This window comes from Streptococcus sp. HMSC068F04 (assembly GCF_001837455.1).
GTDB lineage: Bacteria > Bacillota > Bacilli > Lactobacillales > Streptococcaceae > Streptococcus > Streptococcus salivarius_D.
Window position 1 is genome coordinate 68,634 of sequence record NZ_KV832459.1, and the last position, 16,699, is coordinate 85,332.

General features: G+C 40.9%; 13 protein-coding genes. 11 read left to right on the top strand and 2 right to left on the bottom strand.

Annotated features, from left to right (window positions below):
* Positions 1-125 precede the first annotated feature (125 nt).
* The 6 genes from cls to smc all read left to right on the top strand — a co-directional run bounded on the left by cls (position 126) and on the right by smc (position 9,601).
* Positions 126-1,700 carry a cardiolipin synthase gene (gene cls / locus HMPREF2571_RS01025; protein ID WP_070847015.1) on the top strand — a complete coding sequence of 525 codons (1,575 nt, stop codon included), beginning with the start codon at positions 126-128 and terminating at the stop codon, positions 1,698-1,700.
* Between the two features lie 73 nt (positions 1,701-1,773).
* A complete protein-coding gene (locus tag HMPREF2571_RS01030) occupies positions 1,774-2,661 on the top strand; it encodes a LisH domain-containing protein (protein WP_070847017.1) in 888 nt (295 codons plus the stop codon).
* Between the two features lie 324 nt (positions 2,662-2,985).
* Positions 2,986-4,062: an aspartate-semialdehyde dehydrogenase gene (locus HMPREF2571_RS01035; RefSeq protein ID WP_013990424.1), complete on the top strand. Its 1,077-nt coding sequence runs from the start codon at positions 2,986-2,988 to the stop codon at positions 4,060-4,062.
* Between the two features lie 220 nt (positions 4,063-4,282).
* Positions 4,283-5,218 carry a 4-hydroxy-tetrahydrodipicolinate synthase gene (gene dapA, locus HMPREF2571_RS01040; RefSeq protein ID WP_013990425.1) on the top strand — a complete coding sequence of 312 codons (936 nt, stop codon included), beginning with the start codon at positions 4,283-4,285 and terminating at the stop codon, positions 5,216-5,218.
* 157 nt (positions 5,219-5,375) lie between these two features.
* The gene (gene rnc / locus HMPREF2571_RS01045) at positions 5,376-6,065 is read left to right on the top strand and encodes a ribonuclease III (RefSeq protein WP_002885331.1); all 690 of its coding nucleotides are present in this window, start codon (positions 5,376-5,378) and stop codon (positions 6,063-6,065) included.
* A 2-nt stretch (positions 6,066-6,067) separates the two neighbouring features.
* The gene (smc, locus tag HMPREF2571_RS01050; protein WP_070847019.1) at positions 6,068-9,601 is read left to right on the top strand and encodes a chromosome segregation protein SMC; all 3,534 of its coding nucleotides are present in this window, start codon (positions 6,068-6,070) and stop codon (positions 9,599-9,601) included.
* A 391-nt stretch (positions 9,602-9,992) separates the two neighbouring features.
* Here the strand turns inward: smc and HMPREF2571_RS01055 are convergent, their stop codons facing one another.
* Positions 9,993-10,538 (bottom strand): DUF3278 domain-containing protein, encoded by a 546-nt coding sequence (locus HMPREF2571_RS01055; protein WP_014633008.1) that lies wholly within the window; start codon positions 10,536-10,538, stop codon positions 9,993-9,995.
* Positions 10,539-10,564: 26 nt separating this feature from the next.
* Entirely contained in the window at positions 10,565-10,762 is a 198-nt protein-coding gene (locus HMPREF2571_RS01060) for a helix-turn-helix transcriptional regulator (RefSeq protein WP_002891190.1), read from the bottom strand.
* Positions 10,763-11,201: 439 nt separating this feature from the next.
* Here HMPREF2571_RS01060 and pheS point away from each other — a divergent pair, with 439 nt between their 5' ends.
* The 5 genes from pheS (at position 11,202) to HMPREF2571_RS01085 (ending at position 16,634) form a co-directional block, all read left to right on the top strand.
* Positions 11,202-12,245 carry a phenylalanine--tRNA ligase subunit alpha gene (gene pheS / locus HMPREF2571_RS01065; protein ID WP_004182138.1) on the top strand — a complete coding sequence of 348 codons (1,044 nt, stop codon included), beginning with the start codon at positions 11,202-11,204 and terminating at the stop codon, positions 12,243-12,245.
* 16 nt (positions 12,246-12,261) lie between these two features.
* Positions 12,262-12,780, top strand: coding sequence for a GNAT family N-acetyltransferase (locus HMPREF2571_RS01070; RefSeq protein WP_070847021.1), 519 nt, complete (start codon positions 12,262-12,264; stop codon positions 12,778-12,780).
* A 365-nt stretch (positions 12,781-13,145) separates the two neighbouring features.
* Entirely contained in the window at positions 13,146-15,554 is a 2,409-nt protein-coding gene (gene pheT / locus HMPREF2571_RS01075; protein WP_070847028.1) for a phenylalanine--tRNA ligase subunit beta, read from the top strand.
* Between the two features lie 68 nt (positions 15,555-15,622).
* Positions 15,623-16,201 carry a hypothetical protein gene (locus HMPREF2571_RS01080; protein WP_070847023.1) on the top strand — a complete coding sequence of 193 codons (579 nt, stop codon included), beginning with the start codon at positions 15,623-15,625 and terminating at the stop codon, positions 16,199-16,201.
* Between the two features lie 94 nt (positions 16,202-16,295).
* The gene (locus tag HMPREF2571_RS01085; protein WP_002891184.1) at positions 16,296-16,634 is read left to right on the top strand and encodes an ATP cone domain-containing protein; all 339 of its coding nucleotides are present in this window, start codon (positions 16,296-16,298) and stop codon (positions 16,632-16,634) included.
* The last annotated feature ends 65 nt before the right edge of the window (positions 16,635-16,699 follow it).

The window sequence follows — 16,699 nt, forward strand, 5'->3', positions numbered from 1 at the left end:
TCACGCCAATCATAATCGCAATGGCTAATTATCCCTGCCTTTTTCATAGGCTAAAATGATACTAATAAAATTACTGAAAGAGACCGGAAAGTTGTAATGGTCTCCCCTACACGAAAGGAGCCTATATGACTCAAGAACAAAGTGCTAGACTGTTACCCCAAAAGCCCTCCAGATGGGCTAAAATTCTACTTAACCGAAAGGTTCCTATTCTCCTGTTCTTCTTACTGGAATTGGCCTTTCTTGTCTTTTCATATCTCAGCCTACAAGAGCATTTCCCATCCATTATCTTATGGGAACACTTGTTGAGTGTCTTTACCCTCTTTTACTTGCTCAATCGTTCCATGGATTCTCGTTCCAAACTGTCCTGGGTGATTATCATTGCCCTCTTTCCAATTTTTGGGACGGCTCTGCTCTATTTTTCGTTAGCTGATTTGGGTGTAAGACGCTTGAAGAAGCAGCTTGAGGATGCTACAGTGCAGGCATCCGACTATCTAAGCACCGATCCAGGAGTTGCTGATTATTTATCCCAAAGTGATCGTCAATTACAGAAATTAGCTTATTTTTTGGAGCATAGTCCAGCCCAGTTTCCTATCTACAGAAACACAGAGGTTACCTATTTTCCACTTGGAGATGACATGCTTCCAGCCTTGTTGGAGGATTTGAAAAAGGCGGAACGTTATATCTTCATAGAATATTTCATTATTGACGAAGGGATCATGTGGGGCGAGATTTTAGCCATTTTGGAGGAGAAGGTCAAGGCAGGTCTGGACGTTCGTGTCATGTTTGATGGAATGAATGAGATGACCACCTTGTCCTATGATTATATCGAGCGCTTGCACAAGGTTGGGATAAAAGCTCAGGCCTTCTCACCAGTCAAGCCCATTCTATCAACCTATTACAATTACCGAGACCATCGAAAGATTACAGTGATTGATGGTCAAGTTGGTTATACTGGTGGCGTTAATATCGCTGATGAGTATGTTAATAAACGAGAACGCTTTGGTCATTGGAAGGACACGGCCATTCGATTAGATGGTTCAGCAGTTCAAACGCTAAAAGCTCTCTTTTTGACCATGTGGACAGTGACTGGAATAGAAGATAAAACGGATATGGAGCACTATCTACAAGAAAAACCTCAACAAAGAAAGAGTCAGGGCTTTGTACTCCCTTATGGCAATTCACCGCTGACCTACTACAAGGTTGCCGAAAATGTTTATTTACATCTTCTGAATACATCAACTAATTATGTCTATATCATGACGCCTTATCTGATTTTGGATGATGAATTGGTCAGAGCCATGACCTTTGCGGCCAGACGAGGTGTAGATGTTCGGATCATTATGCCAGGGATTCCAGATAAACAGTATGCCTTTGATATTGCGACGACATATTTTAAAGTGCTCTTGGATGCTGGCGTCCGTATTTTCCGCTATACTCCAGGTTTTGTCCATGCAAAAGTTTATGTTTCTGATGCCAAACAAGCTGTGGTAGGTACCATTAACACAGACTATCGAAGTCTCTATCAAAATTTTGAAGACGGGGTTTATCTCTACAAAAATCTGGAAGTGATTAAGATTGAACAAGATTTTGAGAAAACCCAGGCTCTCTCAGAGGAAGTCACTCTGGAAAGTTTGTCGAAAATGCCTATGGCTCATCGTCTATGTGGCTATCTCTTTTCTTTGATTGGACCTTTGATGTAATTTTCTTTATAATTTTCCCCGTTTTTTGTTCTATGGTATAATAAGACCATTAGATGAATAAGGGGATTTTTTAATGAAAAAAGCAATGGCTCTCTTAGGGTTGACCTTGGTGTCAGGACTAATTTTATCAACGGCACAAGAAATTAAAGCACAAGAAACTTCTGAAAATATCACCGCTCTACGAAGCAGACGTGGTGGTTCACGCTCTTCAAGTAGAGGTAGCAGAAGTGGATCTAAATCTGGTTTTGGCTCTAACAAGGGACATCATTCTGATGGTAATTCAGGAAAAGGGTATAAATCTGATAGTGGGTCTAGTAAGAGTTACAAGTCAAGTAGTGATCATGACAGTTACGATGGATCTAGTAAGACTTACGGTTCTAGTAGCTCGCATAGTTCGGGTTCAGACGTTGATTCTAGCTCCAAATCAAATAGCAGTCAGAGCCATTCAGACAGTCAGTCTTCTTCAAGTAACAGTTCTAGCAAGTCAAAATCGGATACAAATTCAGGATACACAAAGCCTAAGATGTCAGCTCCTGAGTTAAATGACTCTGAACGTTCGAACTTTCAATCGGGTGCAAAGGTTAGTGACGATGAGACACTCAAGAAGTATTCCAAACAAAATGATGATTTCTCAGATGACCAGGCTAAAAGTATTTTTGACAATAATGACGACTATCAAACCCGTGACCGTTATTACCGACAAGATGTCATCCGTAATCCCTGGTTCTGGATGTATATGAGTCGACGTTCTTATCATCGCTATGGGAATTCATACCATTCAAAAGTGAATAATAAGGCTTATACCAAGGGCTACCAAGATGGCTTTGCGGATGCCGAAAAAGGCATTGATAATTATGATTCATACTCAAAGGAATCAACTCTTTTTGGCAAATTTACAACAAGTTCAGAAAAAACAGAATACCTACGTGGTTATAAAGATGGTCATGATGATGGAAAGTAATCCAAATGGCTAAGATAAGTATCCCATGGTATTCATGACTTGACTCTGTCGTTCATTATGTTAGAATAGAAACATGCGATGAGTCGATTGGCTCTTTAGAGCCTTTTGCGCTGAGGAGGTCTACATTAGATTGTAACGCAGGAGCGGACCTTGAGTAGTTGTGTGAACCTGCTACTCTCATCGAAAGATGCCTCCTATCCCTTACCATTTGGTAGGGGATTTTTTCTTTATTCTTGGCCTTTTAACCCTTTTCAACTGGACTTAAACGTAGTATAATAGATTCACTAAACTAATTTGATAGAAAATTCCGAAAGAGGTTTTACTATGGGATACACAGTTGCTGTTGTCGGTGCTACAGGTGCCGTTGGTGCTCAAATGATCAAAATGTTGGAAGAATCAACACTTCCAATCGATAAAATTCGCTACCTTGCGTCTGCACGTTCTGCAGGGAAAGTCTTGCAATTTAAAGGTCAAGATGTGACTATCGAAGAAACGACTGAAGACGCATTTGAAGGTGTAGATATTGCACTTTTCTCAGCTGGTGGATCTACCTCTGCTAAATACGCACCATACGCTGTTAAAGCTGGTGCAGTAGTCGTTGATAATACATCTTACTTCCGTCAAAACCCAGATGTACCATTGGTTGTACCTGAGGTCAATGCACATGCGCTTGATGCTCACAACGGTATTATCGCTTGCCCTAACTGTTCAACGATTCAAATGATGGTTGCCCTTGAGCCAGTTCGTCAAAAATGGGGCTTGGACCGTATCATCGTTTCAACTTACCAAGCCGTATCAGGTGCTGGTATGGGAGCAATCCTTGAAACACAACGTGAGTTGAAAGAAGTTTTGAATGACGGTGTTAACCCACGTGATGTTAAAGCTGAAATCTTGCCATGTGGTGGTGATAAGAAACACTACCCAATCGCCTTCAATGCCTTGGCTCAAATCGACGTCTTCACTGAAAATGACTACACTTACGAAGAAATGAAGATGACAAACGAAACTAAGAAAATCATGGAAGACGATAGCATTGCCGTATCAGCAACATGTGTGCGTATTCCAGTCTTGTCAGCTCACTCAGAGTCAGTCTACATTGAAACAAAAGAAGTGGCACCAATTGACGAAGTGAAAGCTGCTATTGCAGAATTCCCAGGTGCAGTCCTTGAAGACGACGTTGCTAACCAAGTCTACCCACAAGCCGTTAATGCTGTAGGTTCACGTGATACATTTGTCGGACGTATCCGTAAAGACTTGGATGCTGAAAAAGGTATCCACATGTGGGTTGTTTCAGATAACCTCCTTAAAGGTGCCGCTTGGAACTCAGTCCAAATCGCAGAAACACTCCACGAACGTGGTTTGGTTCGCCCAACTTCAGAATTGAAATTTGAATTGAAATAGGGAGCGAAACAGAAATCAGTAAGGATTTATTGTTGTATTCAAATACTAAATCAAGCTGAATCCTATAAAGCAGAGAGACTTCTCTCTGTTTTTTTGTTTATTAGCCATCAAATGGAAATAGTCAGTCCTCACGTTTTCAGAAAATTGTCAACTTATCTGTCTGTCTGGTCAAAATTATGGTAAAATGGAAAGGATTAGAAAACGGTTGAAGGAGAATATTATGTCAATTGATCAATTAAGAGATGTCAAACTGATCACAGCCCTTATTACACCTTTCCACGAAGATGGCTCTATCAATTATGATGCCCTTCCAGAATTGATTGAGCATCTTTTGGCCCACCATACAGAAGCTCTTCTTTTGGCGGGAACAACGGCTGAAAGTCCAACACTTACTCACGATGAGGAGTTGGAACTTTTTGCGGCTGTTCAGAAAATTGTTAATGGACGTGTGCCATTGATTGCTGGTGTCGGTACCAACGATACACGTGACTCTATCGAGTTTGCTAAAGAAGTTGCTAAATTTGGTGGTTTCGCAGCTGGTCTTGCAATCGTGCCTTACTACAACAAGCCATCACAAGAAGGTATGTACCAACACTTCAAAGCCATTGCGGATGCTTCTGATTTGCCAATTATTATCTACAACATCCCTGGTCGTGTGGTTGTTGAAATGGCTCCTGATACCATGCTTCGTTTGGCTGAACATCCAAATATCATCGGTGTTAAAGAATGTACCAGCCTTGCTAATATGGCCTACCTCATCGAACATAAACCTGAAGATTTCTTAGTTTATACTGGTGAAGATGGGGATGCCTTCCACGCTATGAACCTTGGCGCTAACGGTGTCATCTCAGTAGCCTCTCATACAAATGGAGATGAGATGCATGCTATGCTTGAAGCTATTGAAAATAGTGATCTCAAGACAGCAGCAGCTATCCAACGTAAATTCATTCCTAAAGTTAACGCTCTCTTCTCAGTACCAAGCCCTGCACCTGTTAAGGCTGTTCTTAACCATCTTGGTTTCGAAGTTGGACCACTTCGTTTGCCATTGGTTGCATGTACTTCAGAAGAAGCCAAACGTATCATCAAGGTTGTCCTTGAAGAAGATGTCGAAGCAACACGTGAGACAGTTACAGGTGTCGTTCGTCCAGATTATTAAGAAAATGAAGTTGAGCAGCTTGCTCAGCTTTTTTTAGTTGAATAGGTTAAATCTCACAAAATAAGCTGATATAGGGTCTAAAAGCAGTTTTCTATCATGAAAATTGGCTTTTTTTGATATAATTATAGTTAGTGTGCTTAAAAAGAAAGGAAGTTTCATGAATCAACTTGAACAAAAACTTGAGCAGGATTTTGGTATTGTTTTCAGCCAAAAAGACCTCTTAGAAACAGCATTTACCCATACCTCATATGCCAATGAGCACCGCCTCCTAAACATTTCACATAATGAACGTTTGGAATTTTTAGGAGACGCGGCTCTGCAATTAGTCATTTCTGTTTATCTATACAAACGCTACCCTAATAAGCCAGAGGGGGAAATGTCTAAGATGCGCAGTACTATCGTTCGTGAAGAAAGTTTAGCAGGTTTTACAAAGGCTTGCGGTTTCGAGCAGTATATCCGTCTTGGTAAAGGGGAAGAAAAATCTGGTGGACGTGAACGTGCCACTATCCTTGGTGACCTTTGGGAGGCCTTCCTCGGTGCCCTTTATTTGGATCAAGGGTTGCCTGCAGTTGAGAAATTCTTGAATCAGGTCATGATTCCTCAGGTTGAAAAGGGGAACTTTGACCGCGTAACAGACTATAAGACAGCCTTGCAAGAGCGTCTTCAGGTCAATGGTACGGTTGATATTACTTATACCGTTATCGATGAGTCTGGACCAGCTCATGCCAAAGAATTTACTATGCAGGTAGCTGTTGATGGTAAGGAGCTCAGCACAGGTCTTGGAAAATCTAAAAAATTAGCTGAACAGGCAGCGGCTAAGGCTGCCCTTGAACAACTAGGAAATTAAGCATGTATTTGAAATCAATTGAAATGCAGGGCTTTAAATCCTTTGCGGACAAGACGCAAGTCGTCTTTGACAAGGGAGTAACAGCCGTTGTAGGTCCAAATGGATCGGGAAAATCAAATATTACAGAGAGTCTACGCTGGGCACTGGGTGAATCATCTGCCAAGAGTTTGCGTGGGGGCAAGATGCCTGACGTTATTTTTGCAGGAACAGAGGTTCGTAAGGCTCTCAACTATGCGGAAGTGGCAGTCACTCTTGATAATAGTGATGGCTTTATCGCGGGTGCTGGTGAAACCATTCGTGTGGAGCGTCACATTTATCGAAACGGTGACAATGATTACTTGATTGATGGTCGTAAGGTTCGTCTGCGTGATATTCATGACCTCTTCATGGATACCGGTCTGGGGCGTGATTCTTTTTCTATTATTTCCCAAGGTCGTGTTGAGGCTATTTTTAATGCCAAACCTGAAGAACGCCGCGCTATTTTCGAAGAAGCCGCAGGGGTTCTCAAATATAAGACACGTAAGAAAGAAACGGAAAGCAAGCTTAATCAAACCCAAGATAATCTTGATCGTTTGGAAGATATCATCTACGAGCTGGACGGTCAGGTTAAACCGCTTGAAAAGCAAGCTGCGACTGCCAAACGTTATTTGGAATTAGATGAGGAACGTAGACAGACTCAGCTTAATCTTTTGGTCCACGATATTGAAGTTGGTAAATCTGATTTGAGCCAGACCCAAGAGGATTTGGCAGCGGTCAAGGAAAAATTAACCAGCTATTATGAGGAACGCCATCGCCTTGAGACTGAGAATCAAGAACTCAAACAAAAACGCCATCAAATTTCAGAACAAATTTCTTCTGACCAACAAACCTTGGTGGATGTCACACGTCTTATTAGTGACTTTGAGCGTCAAATTGATCTTTATACCATGGAGAGTCAGCAGCGTTCAGAGAAAAAAGAAGAAACTGAAGCTCGTCTCAGTGAGTTAGAGCATTTGAAAGAAGAAGCTCAGGCAGCACTCGATAAGGTTAATCAAGGCCAAGTTGAATTGAATGCTGAGTTGGATAGCCTTGCCCAGGAGCTGATTGCTATTCAAAAAGAACTGGAGCAATTTTCTGATGACCCGGATACGCTTATTGAACGATTGCGTGAGGACTATGTTGGTCTGATGCAGGAGGAAGCTAAGGTTTCCAACAGTTTGACTCAGGTCACTCACGACATGGACAGTCAGACACAAGCGCTTGAGGCACAAGCTGAAGAATTTAAACAAGCTCAGGCTGATTTGCTTTCCGCTCAGGAAGTGGCTAGCGAAACCCAAAAAGCTTATCAAGCGGCCCAAGCAAGTCTTCAAAACCTTCTAAATATCTACAAAGAAAAGGCTCAGGCTTATCAAACTCTTGATAAGGACTATCAAGAGGCTCAAAAGCAGATGTTTGACCTCATGGATCACCTTAAGAGTAAAGATGCCCGTCGTCAAAGTCTTGAATCTATTCAAAAAAATCATTCTAATTTCTATGCAGGGGTTAAGGCTGTCCTTCAAAACGCCCAATCCATTCAAGGAATTATTGGTGCAGTTAGTGAACACTTGACCTTTGATACGCGCTATCAGACGGCTCTTGAAATCGCTATGGGGGCTAGTGGGCAAAATATTATTGTTGAGGATGAAGCGGCTGCTAAGCGTTCGATTGACTACTTGAAGCGCAATCGTCAGGGGCGTGCAACTTTCTTGCCGTTGACAACCATCAAACCACGTCAACTTAATGGACAATTTGCTCAAAGTCTTGCCAATGCACCGGGCTTTATTGGTTTGGCTTCCGATTTGGTTACCTATGAGGACCGTTTATCTAATATTTTCCAAAACCTTCTAGGGGTAACGGCAATCTTTGATACCATTGACAATGCTAATAAAGCAGCTCGAGCTGTTCGTTTCCAAGTACGTATGGTTACTCTTGACGGGTCTGAGATTCGTCCCGGTGGTGCCTTTGCTGGTGGTACCAACAAACAAAACAATAACCTCTTTATCAAGCCTGAACTGGATGCATTGACTGCTGAAATTAACCAGATTAAGGCTCAATTAAGTGATAGTGAAGCCAAAGTTGAAGCCCTCCAAATCAAACGTAAGGCTCTACAGAAAGAGTTAGAAGACCTTAAGCTAGATGGTGAAAATGCTCGTCTTCAGGAGCAAAAACTAGACCTAGAACACCAACAAGCCTTGTCTGATGTGGAGAAAAATCAAACCCTAGTGGATAGTTTCAAACAGGATTCTCAGGGAACTGATGGAGCAAATCTTCAAGATAAGGCTGAACAACTTAAAGCAGAGTTAGCACAAATTGCATCCAAGCGTGAAGCCATTAACGACCGTATTGAGGCTATTAAGGAAGATAAAGACGCTCTTGGCCAACAAAAACAGGTTCTCTTAGACAAGCAATCTGAACTTCAGTTGAAGGAACGTGATTTGCAAGCAGAATTGCGTTTTGCTAAGACAGAGAGCAATCGTCTTCAAGCCGACTTGTCTGAGTTAATGAAGGAATCGGATAGTCTTAAAGCCCTCCTTAATAACCAGGTCAATGATGACCAAATTGACCGTCTTCCGCATTTGCAAGCACAGCATAAAGAAGCTGTTCAACGTAAGGACGATTTGGAACAAGCTCTTGTCCGTGCCAAGATTCAGGTGCAAGATTACGAAGGTCAGTTGGAAGACTTGGAGGAGCGTTTGGCTAAAGCTGGCAATCGTAACGAGGACTTGATTCGTCAGCAGACTCGCTTGGAAGAACGTGAAAGTCAGATTAGTCAATCGCTTCGTAAGTTTGCGACCCAGTTGGCTGAAGATTACCAGATGACACTTGAAGTCGCCAAAGGTCAGGCTAGCCCTCTTGACAATGTCGAACAAACACGCCAGAACCTGCAAGGTCTTGAGCGTTCAATCAAAGCTTTAGGTCCGGTCAATGTAGATGCTATTGCCCAATTTGAAGAGGTTAAGCAACGTCTTGATTTCTTGAACGGACAAAAGGATGATTTGCTCGAAGCTAAGAGTCTCCTTCTGAATACCATAAATGACATGGATGATGAAGTGAAATCACGCTTTAAAGCAACCTTTGAGGCTATCCGAGAAAGCTTTAAACAGACCTTTACCCAGATGTTTGGTGGAGGTTCAGCAGACTTGATTTTGACCTCAGACAATCTCCTAGAGGCTGGGGTAGAAATTTCTGTGCAGCCACCAGGTAAGAAAATTCAATCACTTAACCTTATGTCTGGTGGTGAGAAGGCCTTGTCAGCTCTTGCCCTTCTCTTTGCCATCATTCGTGTTAAAACCATTCCATTTGTTATCCTTGATGAAGTAGAAGCGGCTTTGGATGAAGCCAATGTTAAACGCTTCGGTGACTACCTTAATCGTTTTGACAAGTCCAGTCAATTTATTGTAGTTACCCACCGTAAGGGAACCATGTCTGCAGCAGACTCTATTTATGGGGTAACTATGCAGGAATCAGGTGTCTCGAAAATCGTTTCGGTCAAACTGAAAGACCTTGATTTAGACTAAAAATAGATTATATTTTCATGAAAGATAGTTGATAGCTTTATCACTATCTTTTTTTATAGTCTCAAAAAATTTGCAAGGACTTTCAGAAAATAATTAAGTTTGCGCTTTCAAAATTACGCAATCGATTGCGTAAAATGGCATAACAAGGACTATGATTAGGATTTTAGGGTTTATGAGAGAGAGGGCGACTTGTCATTTCCTACTGACATGTTACAATATTTAAGGAAATGTCATATGGGGATATGGTGTTTTTTGAAGTTAGTTATAGTGTATGTGTTAAGATACGATTTTCTGGACACATTTTAGGCTTCGCGTATACAAGTCTAAGAAGTCTTCTTTCGAGCAAAAAATCCAGGCTGGGAAACCTGGATTTTTTCTTTGTCTTTTGAGTTTATTGGTCATCTTTTTCAGCTTGAGATTTGGCTTGTTTGATACCAGCATTAACTAAGCCCTGCATGATAGCTCCAAAAAAGATAGCTTCAAAGATGCCTGATAGCATATTACGGATTGAGAATAATTCTGTCAAATAGTCTTTATTGTCAACTAAGAAGTGAACTAGGGGCATGCCTAAGAACATGCTAATCCCAAAGCATAAACCTGACTTAAGCCCCACGTGCTTAAGTTGTTTTTTTTCTTTCTCAGTCAGTTCTTCCTCGTCAAAAGCATTAACAGCACTTATCTTTAACTTATAAGTAAGGATGCTGCTAACTAACAGAATGATAATCAAGAGGAGGATAGGATAAATACGAGCTACAAGTTCGGGATACTTAAAGCCTATAAGAAAGGCAATACAATTACCACAAAGTAAGGTAAAGAAAAGAACTACGAAAGCTATGTTACCCATTCGATCAACCTGTTGGCGCTTTTGTTCATCTAAAGGTCCAGTAATACCGTAAAAACGTTTAATGAGTTTGTCAGTGAAAGTTTCTTTAATCATGATTTACCTCTTTCTATCTTATATCTCTATTCGCAATTTCCATCCCAAAAGAGACTGTTAAGATCTGTGTCTAGTGCTTTAGCTAGATTTAGACAGAGCTCCAGTGTTGGGTTATACTTGTTATTTTCGATCATGTTAATAGTCTGTCGGGAAACGCCAATAGACTTTGCAAGTTCTAATTGCGAAAGCCCCATATTCTTTCTAAATTCCCTGACATGATTCATAATGGGCCTCCTTCTGAAAGACAAGCTAATGTGTTGCTGTAAGTCGCAATTTATTAATTATGTCAACTTTATCTGACATAATTGTAGCACGTTTATATAGGTATGTCAATTATCTTAGACATATTTTCCATTTTGGCATTAACTAAAGGTTTCTTTGTCAGCTCTTGAAAGCTTTTTGTTTTTTTGGTAAAATTGATAGTAATTGAATAGAAGTCGTAGAGACTAGTAACCTTATGGAAATTGACAGGGATTGGGGGCCATGGACTGGAAGCCTCCTCAAGGGAAGTTTGGCGAATTCACTCATGAAAACGACTGGCGAATCAAGGTCTGGGTAACCAGATAAAAACGGATGGTACCGCGTGTCAACGCTCCGGGTTGGAGTTTTGGCATGTGGTTTTTTTGTTTGCGATTCGAAATTGTTACATCAGAAAGGAATCTCATGGATTTACAAACACAATTGCAAGAGTTGAAAACATCAACGCAGGCTAAATTGGCTGAAATGCGTGGTGAACACTCTAAAGAATTACAGGAATTGCGTGTTGCAGTTTTGGGTAAAAAAGGCTCTTTGACAGATCTTTTGAAGGGGCTTAAAGACCTTCCTAATGAAGAACGTCCTAAAGTTGGTAAAATGGTCAACGAAGTTCGTGACGTTTTGACTGAAGCTTTTGACGAAGCAGCTAAAGTTGTTGAAGCGGCTAAAATTCAAGCACAACTTGACTCTGAAAGTCTTGACGTAACCCTTCCAGGACGCCAAGTCAAACTTGGAAACCGTCATATTCTTAGCCAAACAGCTGAAGAAATCGAAGACATTTTCTTGGGGATGGGCTTCCAAATCGTTGATGGTTTTGAAGTTGAGACTGACTACTATAACTTTGAACGTATGAACTTGCCTAAAGACCACCCAGCGCGTGACATGCAAGATACCTTCTACATTACGGAAGAAATTTTGCTTCGTACACACACAAGTCCTGTTCAAGCTCGTACACTTGATAAACACGATTTTTCTAAAGGTCCACTTAAGATGATCTCACCAGGACGTGTTTTCCGTCGTGATACCGATGATGCGACTCACAGCCACCAGTTCCACCAAATCGAAGGTTTGGTCGTTGGTAAAAACATCTCAATGGGTGATCTTAAGGGAACGCTTGAGATGATTATTCAAAAAATGTTTGGTGCAGAACGTCAAATCCGTTTGCGTCCTTCTTACTTCCCATTCACTGAACCTTCAGTTGAAGTTGACGTGTCATGCTTCAAGTGTGGAGGTAAAGGATGTAACGTATGTAAAAAGACAGGTTGGATTGAGATCCTTGGTGCTGGTATGGTTCACCCACAAGTGCTTGAGATGTCAGGTGTTGATTCTGAAGAATATTCAGGTTTCGCCTTTGGTCTTGGTCAAGAACGTATTGCCATGCTTCGCTATGGTATCAACGACATCCGTGGTTTCTATCAAGGGGATGTTCGTTTCTCAGAACAGTTTAAATAAGGTTTAGGAGGTTGTCATGTCAGTAGTTATTCGTCAGGTTCTTCCGGAAGAAGTAGCAGAATTAAAAGTTATCTCCGAAGACACCTTTAGAGAGACTTTTGCTCATGATAACACCGAGGCCCAGTTGCAAGGTTACTTCGACACGGCACTTTCTGAAGAAGTTCTCTTAGATGAAATCACTCATGAAGAATCGCGATACTTTTTCATTCTCGTTGATGGTGAAAAGGCAGGTTTTCTAAAGACCAATGTTGCTTCTGCCCAAACAGAGCAGCACCTAGACAATGCCTTTGAAATTCAGCGTATTTATATCAGTCAGGCCTTTCAAGGCATGGGTTTGGGTAAGCAACTCTTTGAATTTGCATTGCAGGAAGCCCGTGATCTAGGTTGTGATTGGGCCTGGTTGGGTGTTTGGGAAAGAAATTTCAAAGCACAGATTTTTTACGATAAATATGGCTTTGAAAAATTTGCAGAACACAATTTTCCGGTCGGTGATGGTAAAGTGGATTGCGATTGGTTACTAAAATTGAAATTATAAACCTATTATTAAGTTGATAGAGAGGAGTTTATAGGGCGATTAAACGTGTCAGTTCGTCTTCCTCTTATATTAGCTATACATATTCCTAAATTACAGAAAGGATTTGAACCCGCCCTAAGTAGAGGTTTAAATTCTTCTCTCATTTATCAGTTGAACTGATAATTTTACAGAAAGGATTTGAATACGACCTCAAAGTTCGAGATTAGTTGTTTTTGAATCTAAATGTTTTCTTCCTAATTATACAGAAAGGATTTGAACCCGCCCTAAGCTCTGGGCAAAAAAGATAAAGGCTCCTAGGTGCTGATGCACCAACGTTGCCTTTCCTATTTTTGCTGAGAGCTATTAACGGGCTTGGTATCATTATTATGCTAGTTAGTTATAAATGGTTAAAAGAGTTGATTGATGTGGATGTTACCACTGCTGAACTCGCTGAAAAAATGTCGACGACAGGTATTGAAGTGGAGGGTGTTGAAACACCTGCTGAAGGCTTGTCTAAATTGGTTGTTGGTCATGTCTTGTCATGTGAAGATGTGCCTGAAACACACTTGCACTTGTGTCAAGTAGATACAGGAGATGCTGAAGGTCCACGTCAAATTGTTTGTGGAGCTCCAAATGTCACTGCTGGAATCAAGGTAATTGTTGCCATTCCTGGTGCACGCATTGCGGACAATTACAAAATTAAAAAAGGGAAGATTCGAGGCATGGAATCTCTCGGTATGATCTGTTCTTTGGCAGAACTTGGACTTCCAGATAGCATTATTCCTAAGGAATTTGCAGATGGAATCCAAATTTTGCCTGAAGATGCTGTACCTGGAGATAGCATTTTCCCATATCTCGACCTTGATGATGAAATCATCGAATTGTCAATCACACCTAACCGTGCTGATGCTCTTTCTATGCGTGGTGTGGCCCATGAAGTCGCTGCAATCTATGGTAAATCTGTTCACTTCCCAGAAAAAACAGTCACAGAAGACAGCAAGCCAGCTTCTGATAAGATTTCAGTAGCTATCGAAAGCGATAAAGTGGCTACTTATGCTAGCCGTGTGGTTGAGAATGTTACTGTTCAACCAAGTCCACAATGGTTACAAAACCTTCTTATGAATGCTGGTATCCGTCCAATCAACAATGTGGTAGATGTGACAAACTATGTTCTTCTTTACTTTGGACAACCAATGCACGCCTTTGATTTGGACAAATTTGAAGGTTCACGAATCGTTGCCCGTGATGCCCGTGAGGGTGAAAAATTGGTGACTCTCGATGGTGAAGAACGTGAATTGACTACTGAAGATATTGTTATTACAGTTGCTGACAAACCAGTTGCCCTAGCAGGTGTTATGGGTGGCGCTTCAACTGAAATTGACAACAATTCTAAAAATGTTGTTCTCGAAGCTGCTGTATTTGATGGTAAATCAATTCGTAAGACAAGTAGTCGTCTCAACCTTCGTTCAGAATCATCATCACGTTTTGAAAAAGGTATCAATAACGATACTGTCCTTGAAGCGCTTGATTTTGCTGCAGCAATGTTGCAAGAATTGGCAAATGGAACGGTGCTTGCAGGCCGTGTTCAAGCGGGATCAGTTGATACAGAGCCAGTTCAAGTTTCTACAAGTCTTGACTATGTGAATGTTCGCCTTGGTACAGAATTGACTTTTGCAGATATTGAAGATGTCTTTGCGAAACTTGGTTTTGGATTGACAGGTGATGCCGATAAATTCACAGTATCTGTACCACGTCGTCGTTGGGATATCAGTATCCAAGCAGACCTGGTTGAGGAAATTGCACGTATCTACGGCTACGAGAAATTGCCTACGACACTTCCAGAAGCAGCAGGAACAGCCGGTGAATTGACTGAAACACAAGCACTTCGCCGTAAGGTTCGTAGCATTGCTGAAGGTGCTGGATTGACTGAAATCATCTCATATGCTTTGACAACACCTGAAAAAGCCGTTGAATTTGCTGCGACACCAAGTAATTTGACTGAGTTGATGTGGCCAATGACTGTTGACCGTTCAGCTCTCCGTCAGAATATGGTTTCTGGTATGCTTGATACTGTTGCTTACAATGTTAACCGTAAGAATAGTAACGTTGCCATTTACGAAATCGGTAAGGTCTTTGAACAAAAGGGTAATCCAAAAGAGGAATTGCCAAATGAAATCAATACCTTTGCCTTCGCTATTTCAGGTCTTGTAGCTGAAAAAGATTTCCAAACCAAAGCAACGCCAGTTGATTTCTTCTATGCCAAAGGTATTGTTGAAGCACTCTTTGATAAACTTGAAGTTTCAGTTGACTATGTACCAACAAAAGACCTAGCAAGCATGCACCCAGGTCGTACAGCTGCTATTGTGCTTGATGGTCAAACGATTGGATTCCTTGGTCAAGTTCACCCACAAACTGCCAAAAACTATGGCATTCCTGAGACTTATGTGGCTGAAATTAACCTTAGTGCTGTAGAAGCTGCCTTGCAACCAGATCAACCATTTGTTGAAATCACAAAATTCCCTGCAGTATCACGTGATATTGCCCTTCTTCTCAAGGCAGAAATAACTCATCAAGAAGTTCTGGATGCTATCTACTCTGCAGGAGTCAAACGCTTGGTTGCCGTTAAACTCTTCGACGTTTACGCAGGTGAAAAACTTGGTGCAGGTATGAAATCAATGGCTTATAGCCTTACCTTCCAAAATCCAAATGACAACCTCACAGATGAAGAAGTTGCCAAATACATGGAAAAAATTACTAAAGCTCTCACTGAAAAAGTTAAAGCAGAAGTACGTTAATAGTTAGAAAATCCATCTGAGAAGATGGATTTTTAAGTGATTAGACGATATTACATAAAGGAGATAATTTGTTTTTAGAGTTCTTTGACGGGGTATGGGGACATTACACTTTTGAATCTGATAAAGTCAATGTACTTATTGATGGCTTACCCAGTTTTGCTTATCCCTTGGGACAATTAACATTTTTAGTGTTAGTCTATAGGTTACTCGTTCATCAGTATGTTAAGAAGTTTTTAATCATGTCACCTCAAGATATCTGGGCTTGGCAGAAGGAAAAGTTTTGTCAAAGTAAATTATCTTTCATTGTCATCCCAATAGTTTATCTGTTTATTTTCGGAATGACCTATGTTTTGGTTGAGGATGTTTTAGCTACCGTCACTATTTACAAGGATTATGGAGGACCTATAGCTAAAACCATTGATGGCAAAGTTGAACAAATAGATATTAGTCATGTTGGGTCTAAAACGAGTAGTGCTAGGATTAATGCTCACTTTGAAAGTTCTGACGGGCAGACTTATGACATTCACCTGATAAACGGTGATAAAAGAATCGCTAATTATATGCGGCACCATGAGTCAGATTCCTATACTGCAACGCTTTCCTTTGATAAACATGGCAAACCAGTTTACATTTCTAAATTCTGGTAATAAGCAGTATGGATAGCTCTTTCAGGGATTTGCACTTGACAAATATGTAAATTCTCTGCATAATAAAAGAAAAAGCCATGAAAAGAGGGTAGCCATGCAAATTATTAAACGTAATGGTCAAGTTGCTGAATTTGATCCTGATAAAATTTACCAAGCCATCTTAAAAGCAGCACAGACTGTGTATGTTCTCGACGATACTTGGCGCCAAAACCTTGCTCAAGTGACGAAAAAAGTAGTGCTTGATCTTCAAGATGCTCAGGTAGAACGCCCAACCATCAACATGATTCAGTCATTGGTTGAAAATCGTCTCATGGAAGCAGGCTTTATCAATATTGCTGAGCATTATATTTCATACCGTTTGCAACGAGATTTGGAGCGTAACGGTTATGGTGACAAAGTAATTGTACACCTACGCTTTGAGCAAACTAAATAAACAAAAGCCATCAAGCGATGGCTTTTGTTGTGTCTAATTTTGTGACTTTAAGTCCGTTTCGCTCC

What these genes read in the sequence shown, in the direction of transcription:
- rnc (WP_002885331.1), top strand. Translation starts at nt 5,376, where the DNA reads ATGAATCAACTTGAACAAAAACTTGAGCAGGATTTTGGTATTGTTTTC.
- HMPREF2571_RS01060 (WP_002891190.1), bottom strand. Translation starts at nt 10,762, where the DNA reads ATGAATCATGTCAGGGAATTTAGAAAGAATATGGGGCTTTCGCAATTA.
- smc (WP_070847019.1), top strand. Translation starts at nt 6,068, where the DNA reads ATGTATTTGAAATCAATTGAAATGCAGGGCTTTAAATCCTTTGCGGAC.
- cls (WP_070847015.1), top strand. Translation starts at nt 126, where the DNA reads ATGACTCAAGAACAAAGTGCTAGACTGTTACCCCAAAAGCCCTCCAGA.
- HMPREF2571_RS01070 (WP_070847021.1), top strand. Translation starts at nt 12,262, where the DNA reads ATGTCAGTAGTTATTCGTCAGGTTCTTCCGGAAGAAGTAGCAGAATTA.
- HMPREF2571_RS01055 (WP_014633008.1), bottom strand. Translation starts at nt 10,538, where the DNA reads ATGATTAAAGAAACTTTCACTGACAAACTCATTAAACGTTTTTACGGT.
- pheT (WP_070847028.1), top strand. Translation starts at nt 13,146, where the DNA reads ATGCTAGTTAGTTATAAATGGTTAAAAGAGTTGATTGATGTGGATGTT.
- HMPREF2571_RS01085 (WP_002891184.1), top strand. Translation starts at nt 16,296, where the DNA reads ATGCAAATTATTAAACGTAATGGTCAAGTTGCTGAATTTGATCCTGAT.
- HMPREF2571_RS01030 (WP_070847017.1), top strand. Translation starts at nt 1,774, where the DNA reads ATGAAAAAAGCAATGGCTCTCTTAGGGTTGACCTTGGTGTCAGGACTA.
- HMPREF2571_RS01035 (WP_013990424.1), top strand. Translation starts at nt 2,986, where the DNA reads ATGGGATACACAGTTGCTGTTGTCGGTGCTACAGGTGCCGTTGGTGCT.
- pheS (WP_004182138.1), top strand. Translation starts at nt 11,202, where the DNA reads ATGGATTTACAAACACAATTGCAAGAGTTGAAAACATCAACGCAGGCT.
- dapA (WP_013990425.1), top strand. Translation starts at nt 4,283, where the DNA reads ATGTCAATTGATCAATTAAGAGATGTCAAACTGATCACAGCCCTTATT.